Source organism: Roseateles microcysteis, from assembly GCF_036880965.1.
Classification (GTDB): Bacteria; Pseudomonadota; Gammaproteobacteria; order Burkholderiales; family Burkholderiaceae_C; genus JAUASW01.
In genome coordinates this window covers 435,425-457,607 of record NZ_JBAJMV010000004.1, presented here as the reverse complement: position 1 = coordinate 457,607, position 22,183 = coordinate 435,425, and the positions used below count along the sequence as shown (strand labels likewise).

The window sequence follows — 22,183 nt, the reverse complement described above, 5'->3', positions numbered from 1 at the left end:
CGCCTATGGATGGAGGTTGTCGCCGTGGATTTGAATGACCGTGCCGCCCTGCGCCGCAAGCTGATTCAGGATCGGCTGGACCTGCCTCACCGGCTTGAGCTCGCTGAGGAGCTGCAAAGCGTGCTGCGCGTCTGGCTGGTGCGCAGGCGCGAGATGACCATCGGCGCCTACTGGCCGATCAAGGGCGAGTTCGACCCGCTGCCGGCGCTCTATCGCTGGAGCGAGGCCCACCCCGAGCGCCGCATCGGCCTGCCGGTGGTGGACCGCGAGCATGGCACCCTGCGATTCCATGTCTGGTACCCGGGCTGCCCGATGGAAGAAGACGCCTACGACATCCCGAAGCCCAAGGACACCGAGGTCTTCGAGCCTCAGCTGGTGATCGTGCCCTGCCTGGGCTACGGGCCCTGCGGCCTGCGCTTGGGCTATGGCGGCGGCTTCATGGACCGCACGCTGGCCGCGCTGCAGCCGCGCCCGGCCACGGCCGGCATCGGCTATGCGCATGGTTTCCAGCCGCTGCTCAAAGCCGAGCCGCACGATGTGCCGCTGGACGCGATGCTGACCGAGGAGGGCGTGGTCTGGGATGTGAACGGCTGAGCCGGGCCCGGTGTCTGCGCCACAATGCCGGCATGAATACGCTCTACGCCCAACACATTGCCCAGCTGCAGCAGCGCACCGAGAACGCCCTGAGCCGCAGCGGCTTTGACGCGCTGGCCATCGCCTCCGGCATCGAGAAGTTCGCCTTCCTGGATGACCGTCCCTATTTGTTCCAGCCCAATCCGCATTTCAAGCATTGGCTGCCGCTGACGCAGCATCCCAACAGCTGGCTGCTGATCCGCCCGGGCCGCAAGCCTCTGCTGGTGTACTACCAGCCGGACGACTACTGGCATGTGCCCCCAAGCCCGCCGAGCGGCTACTGGGTCGGGCATTTCGAGATCGCCATCATCAGCGACGCAGCCGAGGCCGCCGCGCATCTGCAAGGCCATGGCAGGCTGGCCATCATTGGCGAGGCCGATGCGGCGCTGGCGGGTGTCACGCCCAACAACCCCGAACAACTGCTGCACCTCCTGCAGTACCCGCGCGCCTTCAAGAGCGAGTACGAGCTGGAACAGATGCGCGCCGCCTCGCGTTGCGCGGCCAAGGGACACCTGGCCGCTCGTGATGCCTTCATGGCCGGCGCCTCCGAGCTTGAGATCCATCGCGCCTATCTGGCTGCCACCGGCCACACCGACCGCGATCTGCCGTACACCAATATCGTCGGCCTGAACGAGCATTGCGCGGTCTTGCATTACCAGTATCAAGACGCCATGGCGCCAAGCCAGTCGCGCAGCTTCCTGATCGATGCCGGTGCGCAGGTCAACGGCTATGCCAGCGACATCACGCGCACCTGGAGCCGCGGCGGCCATGAGGAATTCGAGGCCCTGCTGGCGGCGATGGAATCGTCTCAGCTGGCTCTCGTGGACGAGGTCCGCGCCGGCACCGATTACCGCGACATCCACCTGAGCACGCATCGCCGGCTGGCTGCGATCCTGTCGGAGCAAGGCGTCGTGAAGATGAGCGCCGAGGCCATCGTGGCCGAAGGCGTCTCCAGCATCTTCATGCCGCATGGCATCGGCCATTTGCTGGGCCTGCAGGTGCACGACATCGGCGGCTTCATGGCGGATGACACCGGCGCTGTCTCGCCCAAGCCCGAAGGTCATCGCTACCTGCGCCTGACGCGCAAGCTCGAGGCCGGCATGGTGGTGACCATCGAGCCGGGCCTGTATTTCATCCCGACGCTGTTGAAGCAGTTGCGCGCTTCGAAGAATGCAGCGGCGGTGGACTGGGCCAAGGTGGACCGCTTGCTTCCCTATGGCGGTGTGCGCATCGAGGACGACGTCGCCTGCCGTGCCGAAGGCGCGCCGGAGAACATGACCCGGGATGCGTTCGCGGCGCTGCGATGAACACTTGTCAGCCGATCCTGCTGCTGCTCTGCCTTGCGTTGCCGCTGCCCGGCCTTGCGCAGACGGAGCCTTCCATCGAGCCCAAGCCAGATGCCCAGCTCGCCAAGGTCGAGGTGCAGGGCGAATCGACCGCCCAGCGCGAGCTCAAGACCCTGGCCACGCTTTACGAAGCGCGCGAGCTGTTCGAGAAGCTGCATGCGCTGGCACCGCTGGCCGAGCTGAAGTTCAAGGTCTATGCGCGCACCCAGGCCGAGCATCAGCAGAGAATCAACCTCGCCCTGGTCACGCGCCAGGGCCGTGTGCCGGTGCCGCTGGATGCCGAAGACAACTTCACGATCGACCCGGCCTGGAACCGCTATCCCGATGCCACCGAGCTGAAGAGCAAGCTGCTGGACGGTCGCGTGACCTGGCGGGCCGACATCCGCACGCCGGGCCTGCCGCCCAATGAGCGGCGGCTGGGTGACCTGCGCCTGCAGTGCAAGGTGGGTTTCGAGAGCGGCGTGGCGCGCGGCGACAAGGTCGGCTTCCTGGGCCGCATGGTGCGGGCCCTGACGTCGCAGCCTGACAGCTGCGACAACACCTGGTCCAGCGGCAGCAGCTTTGCCGATCGTGCCCTCTTTGCCGTCACCCTGGTCGATGGCGAGCGCCGGATGGCCCTGAGCAATGCCATGCTGCAGGGCCTGACCGAGGGCTCGGGCGCGCAGTACGACTGGGGCTTTCTGCTGCGCGAGCGCATGTTCCGCCTGCCCATGGGCGACAAGCGCTGGTCGGACGAGACCCGGGTGGTGATGGAGTTTGCCGACGATCCCCAGCAGCCGGTGGACGCGGCCCTGCTGGCCTCGGATCATCCGCTGGCGCAGGCTGCACGTGAGCTTCAGGCCGGCACGACGCGGCCTGAGCAGCTGCGCGAACGCCTGGGCAAGGCCGACGAGAGGAAGTTCGACAGCGGGCGTCGCCTGCTGCGGCACCTGCGCGTGAAAACCCTGCTGCCACCGGACTTGCCGCCCGAGGTGCTGGCGCAGCTTCCTGCGCAGGACCTCAGCAAGCTTTCGCCCGCGCAACTGATGGCGCTGCTGGCGAAGCTGCCGGCCTACAAGGCCGCCGCAGCGTCCGCCGCAAAGGCGGCCTCGGACGTGGCGGCCGGGGCGGCCCTGGGCAAGCCCGGGCTCGAGGTGGTCGAGCTGGTCACGCTCTACGACGGGCAGGACCAGCTGATCAAGTACGCGCTGCGCCAGCTCTCGCCGACCCAGCGCTACCGCTAGGCGCTGGGCTTAGAAGCGCCAGCCCAGACCCACGCCCACGAGCATCGGGTCGACCTTGAACGTGCCGACCTTGGTGCCCTTGGAGCTGACATCGGTGTCGATCTTGACCTTCTTCACGTCGATGTTCAGGTAGGTGCCCTTGCTGATCTCGATATCGGCGCCGATCTGTGCCGAGAGGCCCCAGCTGCTGCGCTTGATATTGGGACCCAGCGCCGTGACCACGGCGGGAGCGAACTGCACGCCGCTGAAGTTGGTGTAGTTCACGCCGAGGCCGACATAGGGGCGGAACGTCGCTTCAGGCGCGAAGTGGTACTGCAGCGAGAGTGTCGGCGGCAGGTGCTTGAGCGAGCCGATCTCGGCGCCACCGGCCGACAGCGTGTGCTTCTGCGGCACGGTCAGGATCAGTTCCGCCGCGATATTGGGCGTGACGAAATAGCTAAAGTCGATCTCGGGGATCGTCTTGTTGTTGACCGTCAAGCCGAGGCCGGTCGTGTCCTTGTTCGCCGAGTCGAGGTGGACGGCACGAACGCGCACCAGCAACGGGCCTTCCGCGGCTGCGGCGACGGTGCTTGCAGCGGCCAGGACGGCCAGGGCGAAGATCTTCTTGGTCATTCAAGGGCTCCTTGTCTGCGGGAACATTCCCGATGGAAGCCATTGAATCGAGGTTGGGCGGGTAAACCCTTGAGGTGGCGCAAACCGGCCGGAAACCCGAAGCCGGGGTCGGGCCCCACTTGTGTCAGATCAAGAGTTCGGCGCGAGATTGAGGCGCTTGCACAACTCCAGCGTCAAGCCCGACTGATTGAGCGTATAGAAGTGGATGCCCGGCACGCCGCCGGCGATCAGGCGCTCGCAGACGCGCGTCATCACGTCAAGGCCGAAGGCGCGGATCGAGGCGCTGTCGTCCATGAAGCCTTCCATCTTCAGGGCCACCCAGCGCGGGATGTCGATGCCGTCGCGCTGCGCGAACTGGGCGATGCGCGCGTAGTTGTGGAAGGGCATGATGCCCGGCACGATGGGCTGGTCAACGCCGAGCCTGCGCACTTCATCGACGAAGTTGAAGTAGGCGTCCGGGTTGAAGAAGAACTGCGTGATGGCGGCGCTGGCGCCGGCGCCCATCTTGTCTGCAAAGTGCTGCAGGTCCTTGGCCGCATAGCGCTGCTGCGGGTGGTATTCGGGGTAGGCCGCAACCTCGATCTTCCAGTCCGGGCCTTGGGTTTCGCGGATGAAGCGCACCAGCTCGGCGGCGTAGCGGAATTCGCCGGCCGTGGCCGTGCCGCTGGGCAGGTCGCCGCGCAAGGCCACGACGCGGCGGATGTTCTGCGCGCGGTAGGTGGCGAGGATCTCGGCGATGTTCTCGCGCGTGGAACCCACGCACGACAGGTGCGGCGCGGCCTCGAAGCCCGCGGCCGCAATGTCCATCACTGTGGCCAGGGTCTTGTCGCGTGTGGAGCCGCCGGCGCCATAGGTGACGCTGAAGTACTGGGGGTTCAAGACACTCAGGTCCTGCACCACGGTCTTCAGTTTCTCGGCGCCCACCGGCGTGTTGGGTGGGAAGAACTCGAAACTTACCGGCGTCGTCGTCATGCTCTTCAATCCTTGTTCTCATTTCCTGCGGCTGCCCACAGGAAGAATTCCTTGTTGCCGTCACCGCCGGTGATGGCGCTGTCGAACCAGCCCAGCACCTGCCAGCCTTGCGCCGCCGCGGCCTCGCAGGCCTGCGCTTGCAGCAGCGGGTATTGCGCCGGGCTCTTGACCAGGCCGCCCTTGTTGAGCGCCTTCTTTCCGAGCTCGAACTGCGGCTTGATCAGCAGCAAGACCTGGCCCTTGGGTGCCAGCCAGGGCTTCAGGTGCGGCAGCACGCCCAGCATCGAGATGAAACTCAGGTCGCCGACGATCAGCTCGAAGCCGCCCTTGGGCGCATGCTCGGCGAAGCTTGAGCCGACCAGCTCGCGCACGTGCAGGTTTTCCAGCGCGACGACACGTTCATCCGCCAGCAGCGACTCATGCACCTGGCTGTGACCGACGTCGATGCCGACCACGCGCGCCGCGCCGTGCTTCAAGAGGCAATCGGTGAAGCCGCCGGTGCTCTGGCCCACGTCCATCACGGTGAGCCCCTGCACCGACAGCCCCGCCGCTGCCAGCGCGCCTTCCAGCTTCAGGCCGCCGCGCGAGACATAGCGCAGCTCCGCGTCGTCGTTGACGCGCAGTTCCGCGCCCTCGGGCACTTCGGCCCCGGCTTTCTTGATCGCCACCCAGCTGGCGCCGGAGCGCCATTCGACAGCACCCGCCGCGATCAGCCGCTGGGCGGCAGACCGGGTGGGCGCGATGCCGAGGCCGAGCAGCGCTTGGTCGGCGCGCATCGCTGGCTCTTTCTTTCGATCAGTAGCGGTAGGTGTCCGGCTTGTAGGGGCCGACCTTGGGAACGCCGATGTAGGCGGCCTGCTCGTCGGTCAGCTCGCTCAGCTGGGCGTTCAGCGTCTTGAGCTGCAGGCGGGCCACATGCTCGTCCAGGTGCTTGGGCAGCACATAGACCTTGCCCACGGCATAGGCGTCCTTGTGTGCGAACAGCTCGATCTGGGCGATGGTCTGGTTGGCGAACGAGGACGACATCACGTAGCTCGGGTGGCCCGTGCCGCAGCCCAGGTTCACCAGGCGGCCCTTGGCCAGCAGGATGATGCGCTTGCCATCGGGGAAGATGACGTGATCGACCTGCGGCTTGATCTCTTCCCACTCGTACTTCTCGATCGAGGCGATGTCGATCTCGTTGTCGAAGTGGCCGATGTTGCAGACGATGGCGTTGTGCTTCATCGCGGCCATGTGCTCATGGCGGATCACGCCCTTGTTGCCGGTGGTGGTCACGAAGATGTCGGCCTTGTCGGCGGCGTATTCCATCGTCACGACGCGGTAGCCTTCCATCGCGGCCTGCAGCGCGCAGATCGGGTCGATCTCGGTGACCCACACTTGCGCCGACAGCGCGCGCATGGCCTGGGCCGAGCCCTTGCCCACGTCGCCATAGCCGGCGATCACGGCGATCTTGCCCGCGATCATCACGTCGGTGGCGCGCTTGATGCCGTCCACCAGCGACTCGCGGCAGCCGTAGAGGTTGTCGAACTTGCTCTTGGTGACCGAGTCGTTGACGTTGATGGCGCGGAACAAGAGCGTGCCCTTGTCCGACATTTCCTTCAGGCGGTGCACGCCGGTGGTCGTTTCCTCGGTCACGCCGATGATCTCGGCGCTCTTGCGGGTGTACCAGGTCGGGTCCTGCGCGACCTTGGCGCGGATCGCCGCGAACAGGATGCGCTCTTCTTCGCTGCCCGGATTGGCCAGCACGGAGAGGTCCTTCTCGGCGCGCTGGCCCAGATGCATCAGCAGCGTGGCATCGCCGCCGTCGTCCAGGATCATGTTCGGGCCTTCGCCGGCAGTTCCCTTGGGGCCGAAGTCGAAGATGCGGTGCGTGTAGTCCCAGTAGTCTTCCAGCGTCTCGCCCTTGTAGGCGAACACCGGCGTGCCTGCGGCGACGAGCGCGGCGGCAGCGTGATCTTGCGTGGAGAAGATGTTGCAGGAGGCCCAGCGCACTTCGGCACCCAGGGCTTGCAGGGTTTCGACCAGCACGGCGGTCTGGATCGTCATGTGCAGCGAGCCGGTAATGCGAGCGCCCTTCAGCGGCTGCGCAGCGGCGTATTCCGAGCGGATCGCCATCAGGGCGGGCATCTCGCTCTCGGCGATTTTCAGTTCCTTGCGGCCCCAGGCGGCAAGGCTCAGATCCTTGATCAGGTATTGGTCGGCGGACAGCGTCGTGGTCGTCATTGCATAGCTCCTTCGGTCATGAAGCCGCTGATGCCTGATGGGGACTTGTCTTGAGACAAACGGTCTTGAGACGAACGGTCACCCACGCGAGACATGGCGGGTGAGCGCGGTTGCAATTGAAGCTGCCGGGCAACTTCGTCATCCGAGCCTGGCCTTGTGTGCCCCGGGTGGGGGTGAAAGGTTGCAACGCTCCTCGGACGGCCGCAATTCTAGCGCCAGTCGATGCCGGATGCGGGTAGGCCAGCATGTTCAGTGGGCCGAAAACAGAAAGTCCACGTGTGAAAATTCGCGCCCTTGGAGCACGAGCGCGCCGCTTGCGGGGCAGCGCCCGGCCCATTCACAGTACCAGGGAGCCCGCAAAGCGGGGAGCAGATGACGACAATCAAGCATGAGGGCTGGCACGCGCTGGCTCGCTGGACGGCGCTGAGCGCTGCCATGGTCTTGGCCGCATGTGGCGGTGGTGGCGGGGGAGGCGGTGGCGGTGGTGGTGGTGGTTCGACGCCCACGCCAGCGCCCACGCCGATCACGAATGCCTGTACCGGCAGCAGCTCGGTGGCCTCGATCCAGGCCGATGGTGCGCTGGTGGGCAAACAGGCCGCCGCGGGCATCCTGGGCTGCAGCGGCCCGATCAAGAACCTGCAATGGACCCAGACCAGCGGCCCGACGGTCACGCTGCTGAGCGCCCAGACCCAGTTGATCCATTTCGAGCCGACGGCAGCCGGCAGCTATGGCTTCCGCGTCAGCTACACCGATCCCGCAGGCGCCACGCAGACGCGCGACCTGTCCCTGAACATCACCGCGCCGACCACCGCCGCCAAGGCCCTGGTGCGCAACCACCAGGCCGTGCGCATGGGTGGCAATGCGTCGATGCGCGCCTGGGCCGGCGCTGGCGAGACGATCCAGAGCGTCACATGGGCGCAGCTTGAAGGCCCGACCGTCGCGCTGCAGGAGGTCGACACCCAGACCCTGGCCCGCCAGTTCGTGGCGCCCACGGTCACGCAGGACACGCTGCTGCGCTTCCGCGCCACCGTCCAGACCGCCAGCGGCAGCGACAGCCAGGAGGTGTTCGTCCTGGTCGAGAAGCTCGACCAGGCGCCGGCTTCCGCCAGCAACACCCACGTGTGGGCGGGCGATCATGTGTCGCGCGTCCATGCCTACCGAGCGGCGGGCGCCTACGCCTCGCAGCTGGTCGCTTGCGTCTATGACCCGGCGCTGACGGCCAGCAACGCCTGCACCGTCGGCCGCCTGCCCCTGCTGGGGCACGAAAGCAATGGCGCGCTGCCGACCATCGCGCAGGTGATGGACCGTGTGGTCGTGTCGCATGACTGGCAAGGCGCCAACTTCGAGCGCTTCCTGCAGACGCATGACGCGCGTGGCGACTTCCGCCGCATGCTGATGAGCACCACGGCCATTGTCATCGGCTCGCATGTGCGGCCCTCGTTCTACCAACCGGTGACCGGCGCGATCTACCTTGATGCCGACAACGTCTGGATCACGCCCGAGGAACGCGACACCATCGATGAAGCACCCGACTATCGCGGTGCTTTCAGCAATGGCCTGTCCTTCCAGGATGTCTGGCGCTATGCCAAGGCCAACGACAGCTACGGCATCTACTACGACCCAGCCAAGCGCACCACGCGCAGCCTGGACGATGTGCTGACCGATCTCGGCCCGCTTCTGTATCACGAGCTCTCGCATGCCAATGACTTCCTGCCGGCCGAGACTTACGCCAGCCTGAAGCTCTTGTCCGGCACCACGCTGAACACCTTCATTGGCGAGCGCTACAACCAGCAGTTGCTGGTGTCTGACCTGATGAAGCAGGCCTACCCGCTGACCAGCAGCGAGCTGCAGGCGCTGGGCCAGGTCAAGTTCCAGGGTGTCACGGCCACGGCAGCTCAGAAGGCCTACACCGGCACGCAGATCGGCGCGATGTTCGCAGCCGACCTGGCGACCGACATGTACGCCTACAGCTCGCGCTTCGAGGACCTGGCAATGACGGTGGAGGAGTCGCTGATGAGCCTGCGCCTGGACGTCTTGCGCGACACGGCTTTCGTGCCGCGGGTGAACGACGCGCTCGTCACCAGCGATGTGCGCTGGGGCCAGCGGGGCCGCATCGGCGACCCGCGCCTGCGGGCCCGCCTGAAGCTGGCCGCCGGCAAGATCGTGCCCTGGATGCCTGCCAGCGACTTCGACAAGCTGCCGGCGCCGCTGCAGATGCGCGAGGGCGAAAGCTGGCGTGCCAACCTGGTGCTGGGCGCGCCGCTGCAGGGTTCGGTCGTGAAGTTGAAGCCGCAGATGGCTGACCTGCGCGAAGCGTACGAAGAAGCCGGCCGCCAGGCGCGGCAGGCCCGCCGCGCACACGAGCGCGAGCAGGCTCACCAGCGCGTCGAGCGCTGGCTAGGCAAGCGCTAGGAAGCGGGCCACGGCGTCCAGCTCTTCCTGCAGCGCGGCCTTGAATGCCGCGCCTGCAGGGCGCTTGTCGACGAAGCCGAACTCAGACTCAAGGCGGCCCCGCTCGACGCGCAGATTGGCCCAGCCGATGATCTGTTCGCCCCAGAGGAGCGGCAGCGCGTAGTGGCCCATGGTCCGCTTCTCGGCCGGCGTGTAGGCCTCGAAGCGGTACTCCCAGCCCCACAGCCGCTCGAAGCGGCGGCGGTCCCAGACCACCGGGTCGAACGGCGCGAGCAGGGTCACGCCTTCGGGCGCGCGGTACTTCGCCGAGCGCGGTTTCTCATCCATCGGCCAGTACCAGGTTTCGCCGTCGATCTGCGCATGCGCGTAGCGATCCTTTGCAGATTTACAGACGGCGCGCGTCTGCGCCTGCAGGTGCGGCGCGCCATAGCGCAGCAGCGTGGTCAGGTAGCCCAGGCTGGCTGCTGGCAGCGGCGCATACAGCGCGACCACCTTGTCCATCAAGGCCTCGGCACGGGCCTGGCGCGCTTGCGGGCTGTCGTCCGCGGGTGAATGCGTGATCGCTTCGTAGACGCGCGTGCCGCTGTCTCTGCGCTTCACCCTCAGATGCCCCCGGTAATGCAGGCCGTCGAGCAATTGCGTGCTGACGTTGAGCTCACCGCCCCAATAGCCCGGCATGCGGCCATGGTGCGCAAATGCCTCCAGCAGCTGTTTCGGATGTGTGGGGCCGTTCTGCCGCACGAAGTCCAGCAGCTGCTGCGCATGCCTGCTGCGCTCCGCATCCCAGGGCTTGCGCTCGATGCGCGGGTGCATCAGGGGCAGCCAGTCGCGCGGCACGAAGCCGTAGTTGACGAAGCAGTCTTCCTCGATCTGCAGCCGCGTGTAGCGCTGTTCGAGGTCGCCGGCCTTGTAGTCGTTCACGCGCAGCCGCAGGATCAGGTCTTGCGCCCGGGCCGGTGCTCGCATCGGGTCGGCCTGCACGAAGCCGAGCTTCCTGATCGCTGCGGGCAGGGTGGTCGGCTTGAACAGTGTGCGGGCTATGGCGTAGCGGCGCAGCTCGTCAAGCGTCGGTGCCTTCATGCCTGCAGCCCCTTCAGCTGGCGGTCGTGCCAGCGTGCCAGCAGCCATTGCGCGAGCATCGCGCCCAGCCAGGCCAGCGCCATGTCCTTCTGGGTGTCCCAGGGGTCGCCTTGCGTGCCGAGGAATTCGTCCGCGCCCTGACCGATGGCCACTGCGGCGCCCCATTCGATCAGCTCGTAGATGGCGCTGATGGCCAGGCACACGGCGGTAGCGAGCGTGAAGGTCCAGGCGCCGGCCTTCAGCGGTGTCTTGCGCAGGAGCAGCTCACGCGCGGCTATCGCCGGGATGAAGCCCTGGGCCAGATGGCCGATGCCGTCATACGGGTTGCGCGCCAGGCCCAGCAGGTCCTGCATCCAGAAGCCCAGCGGCACCCGCGCATAGCTGTAATGGCCGCCCAGCATCAGGATGGCGGCATGGATGAAGACCAGGGCCAGCAGCAGCCTGGTGACAGGGAATCGCTCGTGCGTGGCCAGCAGCAGCGGCCAGACGATGATCACCGGCGCGACCTCCATCCACCAGGTGGCGCGGTCATAGGCGCCGAAGTAGCTGAAGGCCAGCAGCGCGAGGCTTGCTGCGGCGGTGATCTGCAAGGGGCGGATGCTGGGCATGCGCCGGATTGTGCAGAGGAAATGAGAAAGGGCCACCGGAGTGGCCCTTAGGGTTGGCGATCGCTGCGGCCTTGTGGTCTGCGCTCACATCGCAAGCGATATGAGCGCCGCCCCAAGATGGCCGAACCGCAAGGCGGTTGCCGGGCTTTACAGCCCGGCCGCTGCGCGCAGCGCGGCCGCCTTGTCGGTTCTTTCCCAAGTAAATTCCGGCTCTTCCCGACCGAAGTGGCCATAGGCCGCTGTCTTCGAATAGATCGGGCGCAGCAGGTCCAGCATCTGGATGATGCCCTTGGGACGCAGGTCGAAATGCTCGTTGACCAGCTTGGCGATCTGGTCGTCGGGGATCACGCCGGTGCCTTCGGTGTAGACCGTCACGTTCATCGGGCGGGCCACGCCGATGGCGTAGGCCACCTGGATCTGGCACTGGCGGGCCAGGCCGGCGGCAACGATGTTCTTGGCCACGTAGCGGGCGGCGTAGGCGGCCGAACGGTCCACTTTGGACGGGTCCTTGCCGCTGAACGCGCCACCGCCGTGCGGGCAGGCGCCGCCGTAGGTGTCGACGATGATCTTGCGCCCCGTGAGGCCGCAGTCACCCTGCGGGCCACCCACGACGAAGCGGCCGGTCGGGTTGATCAGGTACTTGGTGTCGGCGTTGACCCATTCCTTGGGCAGCACCGGCTTGATCAGCTCTTCACGGATGGCTTCGTAGAACTCGTCCGTCATGCGGTCGCCGAGCGAGTACTCGGGCGCGTGCTGGGTGGAGAGCACCACGGTATCGATGCTGTGCGGCTTGCCGTCCACATAGCGCATCGTCACCTGGCTCTTGGCGTCCGGGCGCAGGAAGGGCAGGCGGCCGTCCTTGCGCAGCTGGGCCTGGCGCTCCACCAGGCGGTGGGCGTAATAGATCGGCGCGGGCATCAGCTCGGGCGTCTCGTCGCAGGCATAGCCGAACATCAGGCCCTGGTCGCCGGCGCCGATGTTCAGGTGGTCGTCGGAGGCATGGTCCACGCCCTGGGCGATGTCGTTGGACTGCTTGTCGTAGGCCACCAGGACCGCGCAGCCCTTGTAGTCGATGCCGTATTCGGTGTTGTCGTAGCCGATGCGCTTGATCGTGTCGCGCGCCACCTGGATGTAGTCCACATGGGCGTTGGTGGTGATCTCACCGGCCAGCACCACGAGACCGGTGTTGCACAGGGTTTCGGCGGCTACGCGCGAACGGGGGTCTTGTTCAAAGATTGCGTCGAGAATCGCGTCGGAGATCTGGTCGGCCACCTTGTCGGGGTGACCTTCCGAGACGGATTCAGAAGTAAAGAGAAATTCGTTCGCCACTTTTACACTCCAGTAGATAGTCCATCGGCGTTGCCGTGCTGGTGGAGCGGTGCGGCGAACGCTTTAGCGGCATTTGTTGAGCTGTGGAAACAGCCCGGCGGGGTTGAACCCGCGTCGCCCCGCAAGTTGTCCTTTTAACTCGGCGATGTGCGAATTATAGAAACATGTTCCTCCTGATGCGTTTGCTCTCCCGCTTGCCACTGCGGCTTTTGCACGCGCTGGGCGCCGTGGCGGGCTGGTTGACCTGGCTTCTGTCACCCACTTACCGGCGTCGCTTCGCTGCCAATGTGGCCCAGGCGGGCCTGGCACCGGCGCAGGGCCGGCCGGCCATCGCCTCGGCCGGCCGCATGATTGCCGAGACCGCCTGGCTGTGGTTGCGGCCGCCTACGCAGCCGCTGGGCGGCATGCTGCGCTGGGACGGCGCGGAGCTGATCGACCAGGCCCTGGCCCAGGGCAAGGGCCTCCTGATCCTGACACCGCACATGGGCTGTTTCGAGGTCACGGCGCAGGCGATTGCTGAGCGCTGGGGCGACACGCATCCGATCACCGTGCTCTACCGCCCGGCCCGCAAGCCCTGGATGCGCGATGTGGTCGATGCCTCGCGGGGGCGCCCCGGCCTGGCCACGGCACCGGCCAATCTGGCCGGTGTGCGGCAGATGATCCGTGCCTTGCGCCAGGGCCAGATCGTCGGCCTCCTGCCCGACCAGGTACCGCCGGAGGGCCTGGGCACCTGGGTGCCCTTCTTCGGCCGCGAGGCCTACACCATGACCCTGGCCGGCCGCCTGGTGCAGCAGACCGGCGCGGCCCTGCTGGTGATCTGGGGCGAGCGCCTGCCTGGCGCACGCGGCTATGTGGCGCGGGTGCGACCCGCCCCGGCGATTCCGGCCGAATCCACGCCAGAATCCGCAGCCCTCTTGATCAACAAGGCCATGGAAGACCTCATTCTGCAAGCGCCCGGCCAGTACCTTTGGGGCTACCACCGCTACAAGCAGCCGCGCGGGCTGGACATCGGCGTGGCCAAGCCTGAGGGCAAGCCGGGGAGTTATCCGGGGGGTGGGGCCTGATGCTGGGCCGCTTGTTCGCGCGGCTGTTGCTGGGGCTGCTGTGGCTGCTGCATTTCCTGCCGCTGCCGATGCTGACGGCGCTGGGCCGGGGCCTGGGCGCCTTGCTCTGGCGCCTGGCCAAGTCGCGCAAGCGCATTGCCCTGCGCAACCTGGAGCTGTGCTTCCCCGAGCTTGATGCAGCGGCGCGCGAGGCCCTGGCCCGCGAGCACTTCGCCCTGATGGGCCGCGGTTTCCTGGAGCGAGGCCTGCTCTGGTACGCCTCGGCGGAGCGGCTGAAGAAGCTGATGCACATCGAGGGCGACTTCGGACTGGCCGACCGCAGCGAGCAGCCGGTGATGTGGTTGCTGCCGCATTTCATCGGCCTCGAATGGTCGGGGCCGGCCTTGATGCTCAGGCAGCAGACGCCGGCGGTGGACGTCTACCAGGCGCAGAGCAACCCGGTCTTCGACAAGCAGATGCTGACCGGCCGCGGCCGCTTCGGCAAGAACGCGCTGGTGGACCGGCATGACGGCATCCGCCCGGTGCTTCGCTTCATCAAGCAGGGCTATGGCTTCGTCAATGCGCCAGATATGGATTTTGGCCAGAAGGACTCCGCCTTCGTGCCGTTCTTTGGCGTGCCTGCCTGCACCTTGCTGGCGCCGGCCCGCATGGCCGACAGCCAGAAGATGATCGTCCAGCCGCTGGTGATCACGATGCTGCCGGGCGGCGAGGGCATCAGGATCGAGGCCTGCGACCCGATTCCCAACTACCCCAGCGGCGATGCCCTGGCCGACGCCCACACCTTCCATGCCTGGCTGGAGCAGCGCATCCGCGCCAACCCGGCGCAATACCTCTGGGTGCACAAGCGTTTCAAGACCCGGCCGCCTGGCGAGCCCTCGCTCTATTGAGGCTGATAATCGGCTGATGAATTTGCGCTTCACCAAGATGCATGGCGCGGGCAATGACTTCGTGGTCATCGACGCCACGAAGGAGCCCTTCGCGCTGACCCCCGAGCAGATGCGCCGCCTGGGCGACCGCCGCTTCGGTGTGGGCTGCGACCAGATCCTGGTCATCGAGCCGGGCCGCGAGCCGGCCGACGACTTCGCGTATCGCATCTTCAACGGCGGCACTGGAGAAGAGGTGGAGCACTGCGGCAATGGCTCGCGCTGCTTCGTCCGCTATGTGGTCGACCATGGCCTGACGACCAAGCGCAGCATCCGCGTGCGCACCATGGCGGCCCAGCTGGAGCTGCATCTGCGTGACGACGGCCGGGTCACGGTGGACATGGGGGCACCGATCTTCGAGACCGGGCGCGTGCCCTTCGATGCCAAGGCCCTGCAGCCGCGCGAGGTCAATGGCTTCGAGCTCTGGCCCCTGGTGGACCTGGGTGTCGAGGTGGCCGTCGTCTCGATGGGCAATCCGCATGCGGTGCAAGTGGTCGAGGACGTGGCCACCGCGCCGGTGCTGAGCCAGGGCCCGCTGATCGAGAACCATCCGCGTTTTCCCCGTCGCGTCAATGCCGGCTTCCTGCAGGTGATCGACCGCAGCCATGTGAAACTGCGCGTGTTCGAACGCGGCGCCGGCGAGACGCTGGCCTGTGGCACCGGCGCTTGCGCGGCGGTGGTTGCGGGCATCCGCCTGGGCCTGCTGGACGCGCGAGTGGATGTGCAGACCCACGGGGGTGTGCTGACGATTGAATGGGCCGGCGCCAGTGCCGGCCTTGATGCGGCCGTGTTCATGACCGGCCCCGCTGTGCAAGTGTTTGAAGGAGAGATCACGCTGTGAGCAGCAATCAAAACCAAGGTACCGACGGCATCACCGAGCAGGACATTGCCAACTACCTGGCCAACAACCCGGCCTTCTTCGAGCGCCATGCCGAGCTGCTGGCTTCGGTGCAACTGAGCCATCCGCACAGTGCCCGTGCCGTGTCGCTGCAGGAGCGCCAGGCCGAAATGCTGCGCGAGAAGATCAAGGGCCTGGAGCAGAAGCTGATCGAGATGATCCGCAACGGCCAGGAGAACGTGGCCATTGCCGACCGGCTGCACCGCTGGACCCGTGCCCTGATGCTGACCAGTGACGCGGCCAAGCTGCCCACCGTACTGCTCGACGAGTTGCGCCACCAATTCCTGATTCCGCTGGCCGGCCTGCGCCTGTGGGGCACGTCTCCTGAATTCAGCGAGGCTGACTTCGCGCAGACCGTGAGCGCCGATGTGCGCAGCTTTGCCGAAAGCCTCAGCCACCCCTATTGCGGCATCAACTCCGGTTTCGAAGCGGCACGCTGGCTGGGCGAGGGCTCCGGTGCGCTGTCGCTGGCGCTGATTCCCTTGACGATCCAGGGCCGCAGCTTCGGCCTGCTGGTGCTGGGTTCGCCCGACGCCACCCGCTACACGGCCGAGATGGGCACCGAATTCCTGGCCCGCATCGGCGAGATCGCCAGCGCCGGCCTGGCGCGCCTGCTGCAGGATGCCGATGCCGGCGAAAGCTCTGCTGCACCCACAGCCTGAGTTCCTGCCGGCCTACCTGGCCTATTGCCAGGTGCAGCGCCGGCTGGCCGGCCGCACGCTGACGATCTACAGCGAGGCGCTGCAGCGCCTCAACGCGCTGGCTGTGCGCGACAAGGTCGAGCTGCTGAGCCTGACCGCCCAGCAGGCGCGCCGCTGGGTGGCCGAGCTGCACCGCGGTGGCCTGGCGCCGCGCAGCCTGGCCCTGATGCTCTCCGCCTGGCGCGGCCTCTACCGCTGGCTCGGTACGGAGCAGCGCGTGGCCTTCAACCCGATCGACGGGCTGCGAGCGCCCAAGGCCGGCAAGCCGCTGCCCAAGGCCTTGTCGGTGGACGACTCGGTGCAGCTGGCCGAGTTCAAGAGCGAGGCAGCGGACCCGATCAACGAAGCGCGGGACCGCCTGATCGTCGAGCTGCTCTACGGCTGCGGCCTGCGCGTGGCCGAGCTGGTGGGCCTGGACGTCCATGGCAGCGCGGCCGCCGCTGGCTGGGTGGAGCTTGGCAACGCCGAACTGCAGGTGCTGGGCAAGGGCAGCAAGCGGCGCTCGGTGCCGCTGGGCCGTGCGGCCCTGGAGGCGCTGGACCACTGGCTGCCGCTGCGCCAGCAGATCGCCAAGCCCGATGAACCCGCCTTGCTGGTCGGGCCCCGCGGCTCGCGCTTCCAGGCCGGCCAGGTGCGCCTGCGCCTGAAGGCCCGCGCGCTGGCGGCGGGCATGCCGTCGCACGTCCATCCGCACATGCTGCGGCACTCATTCGCCTCGCATCTTCTGCAGTCCAGTGGTGATTTGCGTGCGGTGCAGGAACTGCTGGGCCACGCGAACATCGCGACGACCCAGGTCTATACGAAGCTCGATTTCCAGCACCTGGCCAAGGTGTATGACGCGGCTCATCCGCGGGCCAAGAAGAAGTGAGCGACCGAATGCGCCGCCGCACCCTGGTATGGTGCGCGGCTATGTTCCGATACTGCCTCCTGCCGGGCCTGGCGCTGGGCCTTGTTGCCAATGCCTGTGCCAATGACCCGATACCACCGACGCCCGGCGCGCTGCGGGCCCAGCCGGCCGCCTTCGAAGCCAGCTGGACGCCCGTGAAGCTGCCCACCGGTGACCGCATGGCGCTGGCCGGCTTCAGCTATCTCGTGGCGATGAATGAGGACTGGGGCGTCGGCCCCAGCGTCTACGGCGCGGCGCGGGGCAAGATGGGTGGCCTGTTCACGATGGGCATGACCGGCCAGCGCCGCTGGCGGGTCGGCCAGCACGGCCATGTCGCGGCCAGCCTGTTTGCAGGTGCCGGCGGCGGTGTCGGCTCCGAACAGGTGCGCTTCGGCGGGGGGCTGATGCTGCGCCCCGAGTTGTCTTACCGGGTCGAATTCGGCAGCTGGTACACGGGTCTGGCGCTGGCGCATACGCGCTTCCCCAGCGGCAATGTGCGCGGCAGTTCACTCAGCCTGGTCGTCGGTGTGACCGACGGCTTTTTCAGCTTCTCGCCCACCGACGAAGGCCGTCGCGCGGCGCCGTATCGCCGCACGGGCCTGGGCATCGACGAAGTCTTGCCGACGGTGGGCAGCTATCGCCCGCGGCACAGCAGCATCGGCCGCGACGGACTGCCCACGCGCGCGGCCATCGGCAAGGCTGGCGCCTCCTTGCGGCAGTACATCACCGAGGGCAGCTGGTGGGGCGTCGAAGGCGCCGGCGCCAGCACCGGGGGCAACGACGGCTATATGGAGCTCCTGTTCTCGGCGGGGCAGGACTGGGCCTTGAGCGCGCCGAAGCTGCGCGCCGGCTGGCATGCCGGTATCGGCCTGGGTGGCGGTGGCAACCTGGACACCGGCAATGGCTGGATCGTCAAGACCGGCCCGACGCTGCGCTGGATCAGCCCCTGGGGCCCGTCGCTCCATCTGGAGGCCGGCCTGATGGGCGCGCCGAGCGGCAGCTTCAAGAGCACGTACACGCGGGTGGCCATCGGCCTGCCGCTGGACAGCACGGCCCGCCGCGACGAGGTTTTCACGCCCACGAGTGGCACCGTGCGTTCGCAGGCGTTGTTCTTCAGCTATCAGCACCAGCCGGGCCTGCGCATGCGCGATGGCCGGCAAGAAGACATCGGTCACCTGCAGATGCTGTTGACGCAGGAACTGAGTGAGCATGCCTATGCCACGGTGCGTGCCGGCAGCGCGGCTTGGGGCTCGGTGGGCGGCTATTCAGTTGGCTTGATCGGCGCCGGCCTGCAGACCAGCCCGGTGATGAAGGGCCGGCTCAATTTCGGCGGCGGTCTGTTGCTGGGCGCTGCGGGTGGCGGCAGTGTTGCCGTCTCGGGCGGCGCGGCGGCGCAGAGCGAGCTCTGGGCGCAATGGCGCTTCGGCGAACAAAAGCGCACCCGCTTGCGCATGGCGGTCGGCCAATGGCGCAGCCTGCGCGGCGACACCCAGTCGACCAGCACCTTCGACCTCTCGCTGGGCTATGCCTTCGGTGCGGTGAGCCGCTGAGGCCGGCGGCGGCGACAATGCCGCCCATGAAAACCATTCGTCTGCGCGCCGGCAAGGAGCGCTCGCTGCAACGCCGCCATCCCTGGGTCTTCGAGGGCTCCATCGCCAAGGGCGGTGGCGACAGCGGCGAGACCGTGCGGGTCGAGTCGTCCGACGGCCAGTTTCTTGGCTGGGCGGCTTACAGCCCGCAGTCGCTGATACGGGCGCGGGTCTGGAGCTTCGATGAATCGGAGCGCATCGATGCCGCCTTTTTCCAGCGGCGCATCGCTGCAGCGGTTGCAGTCCGCGCGCGCCTACCCATCGCCTCGAACGCAATGCGCCTGGTCCACGGCGAGGCCGATGGCCTGCCGGGACTTGTGGTGGACCGTTACGACGATGTCTTGAGCGTGCAGTTCTCGTCGGCCGGCACCGAGCGCTGGAAGGCCCAGATTGCCGATGCGCTGCTGGCCGCCACCGGCCTCACGAAGATCTTCGAACGCAGCGACGCGAATGTGCGCGCGCTCGAGGGCCTGCCCGAAGTGCGCGCCTGGTTGCGCGGCGAGGGCCCGACCGAGCGCACGATCCAGGAGCACCAGTGGCAGCTGACCCTGGACGTGGCCGAGGGCCACAAGACCGGCTACTACCTGGACCAGCGCGACAACCGCAAGAAGTTCGCCGACACCGTGCGCCAGTACGGCTGTCAGCGCGTGCTCAACTGCTTCAGCTACACCGGCGGCTTCTCGGTCGCCGCGCTAGCGGGCGGCGCCACAGATGTGACGAGCGTCGATTCCTCCGGGCCTTCGCTGGCGCGTGCCACGGCCCATGTGGCGCTGAACGGTTTTGACCCGGCGCACCACAAGGCGCTCGATGCCGATGTGAACGCCACGCTGCGCCAGGCCTTGCAGAACGGCGAGCGCTATGACGCCATCGTGCTGGACCCGCCCAAGTTCGCGCCCACCGCCGCGCACGCCGAGCGTGCGGCGCGCGCCTACAAGGACATCAACCGCCTGGCCCTGAAGCTGCTGCAGCCGGGCGGCATCCTGTTCACCTTTTCCTGCTCCGGCGGCATCCCGCCTGACCTGTTCCACAAGATCGTGGCCGGTGCAGGCCTGGACGCGCCGGCCGACGGCTTCATCCTCGACCGCGTGGGCGCCACGCCCGACCATCCGCAGACGATCTGCTTCCCTGAGGGTGAGTATTTGAAGGGCTTGCTGATCCTGAAACGTTGATCAGGCGCTGGGGCGCGTCAGGTTCAGCCTCGGCTCGAACTTGCTCCGCTGCACCGCGAAGAAGCTCTTCACATTGCGAACGTTCGCCTGCTGCGTGAACAGGCGCTGCACCAGTGCGTGATAGGCCGGCATGTCGGCCACCTGCAGCACCAGCACGAAGTCCGGGCCTGGCGAGACGCGCCAGCATTGCTGCACGGCAGGGTCGGCTATCACCTTGGACTCGAAGTCGGCCAGGTGCTCCGCGCCTTGCCGGTCCAGCGTGATCTCGACGATGGCCGAGAGCCCGGCGCCCAGCTTGTCTGGCGAGAGCAGGGCCACGCGCCGCTCGATGATGCCGGCATCCACCAGGCGCTTGACCCGCCGCAGGCAGGTGGCCGGCGACACATGGGCCTTCTCGGCCAGCGCCTGGTTGGACAGGGCGGCGTCTTCCTGCAACAGATCCAGCAGCCGCCAGTCGGTTGCATCCAACTCCATTGGCTTGCGAATGATTGAATCGTTCGTTTGCATTTGATTTGTGAAATTATTCGCCGTGAATATTTCACGACGGACGATTATTGCAAATGTCGTTGAATTTTGACGGCAAATACCACGTCGGACTGCCTAGTATCCCGGCCATTGCAGCCATCCCTCCGGGAGACCAACCATGTGTGGCATCGTCGGCGCCGTCAGTCAGCGCAACATCGTTCCCATCCTGATCGAAGGCCTGAAGCGCCTTGAATACCGCGGCTACGACTCCTGCGGCGTGGCGGTGCACCAGGGCGGCGAACTGAAGCGCGCGCGCTCCACTTCCCGCGTGGCCGAGCTGCATGGGCAGACCGCTGAAGACGGCATCGCCTCCGGCACCGGCATCGCCCACACGCGCTGGGCCACGCACGGCGTGCCGGCGGTGCACAACGCCCATCCGCATTTCTCGCACGGCCCCAACGCCAGCGCCGCCACGGCGGGCCGCATTGCGCTGGTCCACAACGGCATCATCGAGAACCACGACGAGCTGCGCGCCGAGCTGCGTGCCCGTGGCTATGAATTCCACAGCCAGACCGACACGGAAGTGATCGCGCATCTGGTCGACCATCTCTATCACGGTGACCTGCTTGAAGCCGTGCAGCAAGCCATCACCCGCCTGAAGGGTGCCTACGCCATCGCCGTGTTCAGCCGCGACGAACCGCACCGCGTGATCGGCGCGCGCGAAGGCTCGCCACTGGTGCTGGGTGTGGGCACCGACCCGGCGCAGGGCGAGCACTTCCTGGCGTCTGACGCGATGGCCCTGGCCGGTGTGACCGACCAGATCGTCTACCTGGAAGAGGGCGATGTGGTCGACCTGCAGCTGGGCCGCTACTGGATCAGCCATCTCGATGCCGGCAGTGGCCGCTTCGAGACCGTGCAGCGCGAGGTCAAGACCGTGCACGCCCACAGCGGCGCGGCCGAGCTGGGCCCCTATCGCCACTACATGCAGAAGGAAATCTTCGAGCAGCCCGTGGCAATTGCCAACACGCTGGACGCGATCACCAGCATCAGCCCCGAGATCTTTGGTGACGGCGCTTACGGCGCCTTCAAGGAGATCGACTCGGTCCTGATCCTGGCCTGCGGCACCAGCTACTACTCGGGTTCCACGGCCAAGTACTGGCTGGAGAGCATCGCCAAGATCCCGACCAGCGTCGAGATCGCCAGCGAATACCGCTACCGCGACAGCGTGCCAAACCCGCGCACCTTGGTCGTTACCATCAGCCAGAGCGGCGAGACTGCCGACACGCTGGCCGCCTTGAAGCATGCGCGCTCACTGGGCATGCAGCACACGCTGACGGTCTGCAACGTGTCGACCAGCGCCATGGTGCGCGAGACCCAGTTCAGCTTCATCACCCGTGCCGGCGCCGAGATCGGCGTGGCGTCGACCAAGGCCTTCACCACCCAGCTCGTGGGCCTGTTCGTATTGACGCTGGCGCTGGCGCAGACCCGTGGCCATCTGAGCGAAGAGCAGGAAGCCGAGCACCTGAAGGCCCTGCGCCACCTGCCGGTGGCCGTGCAGGCTGTGCTGGCGCTGGAGCCGCAAGTCATTGCCTGGAGCGAAGACTTTGCGCGCAAGGAAAATGCACTCTTCCTCGGCCGCGGCCTGCACTACCCGATCGCCCTGGAAGGCGCGCTGAAGCTCAAGGAGATCAGCTACATCCACGCCGAGGCCTACCCGGCCGGCGAGCTCAAGCACGGCCCGCTGGCCCTGGTCACGGCCGAGATGCCCGTGGTGACGGTGGCTCCGAACGACGCGCTGCTTGAAAAGCTCAAGAGCAACATGCAGGAAGTTCGCGCACGCGGCGGCGAGCTCTATGTGTTCGCCGACGGCGACACGCGTATTGAGAGCGATGCCGGCGTCCATGTGATCCGCATGCCCGAGCACTACGGCGCCCTGAGCCCCATCCTGCACGTGATCCCGCTGCAGTTGCTGGCGTATCACACGGCTTGCGCGCGGGGGACGGATGTGGACAAGCCCAGAAACCTCGCCAAGAGCGTTACCGTCGAGTGA

Annotated in this window: 20 protein-coding genes and 1 riboswitch; of the genes, 12 read left to right on the top strand and 8 right to left on the bottom strand. The window is 66.9% G+C overall.

Going from position 1 to position 22,183, the window contains the following annotated elements; genetic code table 11:
• Positions 1 to 24 precede the first annotated feature (24 nt).
• From V3596_RS13895 to V3596_RS13885, 3 genes are read left to right on the top strand one after another with little or no spacing between them, the layout of a single operon-like run.
• Positions 25 to 594, top strand: a complete 570-nt coding sequence (locus V3596_RS13895; protein WP_334278365.1) for a 5-formyltetrahydrofolate cyclo-ligase — start codon at positions 25 to 27, stop codon at positions 592 to 594.
• Positions 595 to 626: 32 nt separating this feature from the next.
• Positions 627 to 1,940 (top strand): Xaa-Pro dipeptidase, encoded by a 1,314-nt coding sequence (gene pepQ, locus V3596_RS13890; protein WP_334278363.1) that lies wholly within the window; start codon positions 627 to 629, stop codon positions 1,938 to 1,940.
• Positions 1,937 to 3,202 carry a hypothetical protein gene (locus V3596_RS13885; protein ID WP_334278361.1) on the top strand — a complete coding sequence of 422 codons (1,266 nt, stop codon included), beginning with the start codon at positions 1,937 to 1,939 and terminating at the stop codon, positions 3,200 to 3,202. The genes pepQ and V3596_RS13885 overlap by 4 nt, the downstream gene beginning before the upstream one ends.
• A 9-nt stretch (positions 3,203 to 3,211) precedes the next feature.
• Here the strand turns inward: V3596_RS13885 and V3596_RS13880 are convergent, their stop codons facing one another.
• From V3596_RS13880 to ahcY, 4 genes are all read right to left on the bottom strand, one after another.
• Positions 3,212 to 3,814: an OmpW/AlkL family protein gene (locus V3596_RS13880; RefSeq protein ID WP_334278360.1), complete on the bottom strand. Its 603-nt coding sequence runs from the start codon at positions 3,812 to 3,814 to the stop codon at positions 3,212 to 3,214.
• Between the two features lie 129 nt (positions 3,815 to 3,943).
• Positions 3,944 to 4,786 carry a methylenetetrahydrofolate reductase [NAD(P)H] gene (gene metF, locus V3596_RS13875; RefSeq protein WP_334278359.1) on the bottom strand — a complete coding sequence of 281 codons (843 nt, stop codon included), beginning with the start codon at positions 4,784 to 4,786 and terminating at the stop codon, positions 3,944 to 3,946.
• 5 nt (positions 4,787 to 4,791) lie between these two features.
• Positions 4,792 to 5,562 (bottom strand): TlyA family RNA methyltransferase, encoded by a 771-nt coding sequence (locus V3596_RS13870; RefSeq protein ID WP_334278358.1) that lies wholly within the window; start codon positions 5,560 to 5,562, stop codon positions 4,792 to 4,794.
• Positions 5,563 to 5,581: 19 nt separating this feature from the next.
• Positions 5,582 to 7,009 carry an adenosylhomocysteinase gene (ahcY, locus tag V3596_RS13865; protein ID WP_334278357.1) on the bottom strand — a complete coding sequence of 476 codons (1,428 nt, stop codon included), beginning with the start codon at positions 7,007 to 7,009 and terminating at the stop codon, positions 5,582 to 5,584.
• 95 nt (positions 7,010 to 7,104) lie between these two features.
• A riboswitch (S-adenosyl-L-homocysteine riboswitch) is annotated at positions 7,105 to 7,210 on the bottom strand.
• A 171-nt stretch (positions 7,211 to 7,381) separates the two neighbouring features.
• Here ahcY and V3596_RS13860 point away from each other — a divergent pair.
• Positions 7,382 to 9,421, top strand: a complete 2,040-nt coding sequence (locus V3596_RS13860; RefSeq protein WP_334278356.1) for a hypothetical protein — start codon at positions 7,382 to 7,384, stop codon at positions 9,419 to 9,421.
• Here the strand turns inward: V3596_RS13860 and V3596_RS13855 are convergent.
• From V3596_RS13855 to metK, 3 genes are all read right to left on the bottom strand, one after another.
• Positions 9,407 to 10,501 (bottom strand): DNA glycosylase AlkZ-like family protein, encoded by a 1,095-nt coding sequence (locus V3596_RS13855; RefSeq protein ID WP_334278355.1) that lies wholly within the window; start codon positions 10,499 to 10,501, stop codon positions 9,407 to 9,409. The two genes, V3596_RS13860 and V3596_RS13855, sit on opposite strands and share 15 nt — an antisense overlap.
• Complete coding sequence (locus V3596_RS13850; RefSeq protein ID WP_334278354.1) at positions 10,498 to 11,109, bottom strand: DUF2238 domain-containing protein; 612 nt, start codon at positions 11,107 to 11,109, stop codon at positions 10,498 to 10,500. The genes V3596_RS13855 and V3596_RS13850 overlap by 4 nt, the downstream gene beginning before the upstream one ends.
• A gap of 147 nt (positions 11,110 to 11,256) precedes the next feature.
• The gene (metK, locus tag V3596_RS13845) at positions 11,257 to 12,438 is read right to left on the bottom strand and encodes a methionine adenosyltransferase (RefSeq protein ID WP_334278353.1); all 1,182 of its coding nucleotides are present in this window, start codon (positions 12,436 to 12,438) and stop codon (positions 11,257 to 11,259) included.
• Positions 12,439 to 12,602: 164 nt separating this feature from the next.
• Here metK and V3596_RS13840 point away from each other — a divergent pair, with 164 nt between their 5' ends.
• Genes V3596_RS13840 through V3596_RS13810 form a run of 7 tightly spaced genes read left to right on the top strand, consistent with a single transcriptional unit; the run spans position 12,603 to position 19,668 of the window.
• Positions 12,603 to 13,502 (top strand): lysophospholipid acyltransferase family protein, encoded by a 900-nt coding sequence (locus tag V3596_RS13840; RefSeq protein ID WP_334278352.1) that lies wholly within the window; start codon positions 12,603 to 12,605, stop codon positions 13,500 to 13,502.
• Positions 13,502 to 14,389 (top strand): LpxL/LpxP family acyltransferase, encoded by an 888-nt coding sequence (locus V3596_RS13835; protein WP_334278351.1) that lies wholly within the window; start codon positions 13,502 to 13,504, stop codon positions 14,387 to 14,389. The genes V3596_RS13840 and V3596_RS13835 overlap by 1 nt, the downstream gene beginning before the upstream one ends.
• Positions 14,390 to 14,405: 16 nt before the next feature.
• Positions 14,406 to 15,266: a diaminopimelate epimerase gene (gene dapF, locus V3596_RS13830; RefSeq protein ID WP_334278350.1), complete on the top strand. Its 861-nt coding sequence runs from the start codon at positions 14,406 to 14,408 to the stop codon at positions 15,264 to 15,266.
• Positions 15,263 to 15,985 carry a DUF484 family protein gene (locus V3596_RS13825; RefSeq protein WP_334278349.1) on the top strand — a complete coding sequence of 241 codons (723 nt, stop codon included), beginning with the start codon at positions 15,263 to 15,265 and terminating at the stop codon, positions 15,983 to 15,985. The genes dapF and V3596_RS13825 overlap by 4 nt, the downstream gene beginning before the upstream one ends.
• A complete protein-coding gene (locus V3596_RS13820) occupies positions 15,945 to 16,892 on the top strand; it encodes a tyrosine recombinase XerC (RefSeq protein ID WP_395385301.1) in 948 nt (315 codons plus the stop codon). Before V3596_RS13825 ends, V3596_RS13820 begins: the two co-directional genes overlap by 41 nt.
• A 41-nt stretch (positions 16,893 to 16,933) precedes the next feature.
• Entirely contained in the window at positions 16,934 to 18,460 is a 1,527-nt protein-coding gene (locus V3596_RS13815) for a hypothetical protein (protein ID WP_334278347.1), read from the top strand.
• 26 nt (positions 18,461 to 18,486) lie between these two features.
• Positions 18,487 to 19,668 (top strand): class I SAM-dependent rRNA methyltransferase, encoded by a 1,182-nt coding sequence (locus tag V3596_RS13810; protein ID WP_334278346.1) that lies wholly within the window; start codon positions 18,487 to 18,489, stop codon positions 19,666 to 19,668.
• Here V3596_RS13810 and V3596_RS13805 read toward each other — a convergent pair whose 3' ends face one another.
• Positions 19,669 to 20,142, bottom strand: coding sequence for an Lrp/AsnC family transcriptional regulator (locus V3596_RS13805; protein ID WP_334278345.1), 474 nt, complete (start codon positions 20,140 to 20,142; stop codon positions 19,669 to 19,671).
• A 169-nt stretch (positions 20,143 to 20,311) separates the two neighbouring features.
• Here V3596_RS13805 and glmS point away from each other — a divergent pair, with 169 nt between their 5' ends.
• A complete protein-coding gene (gene glmS, locus V3596_RS13800) occupies positions 20,312 to 22,183 on the top strand; it encodes a glutamine--fructose-6-phosphate transaminase (isomerizing) (protein WP_334278344.1) in 1,872 nt (623 codons plus the stop codon).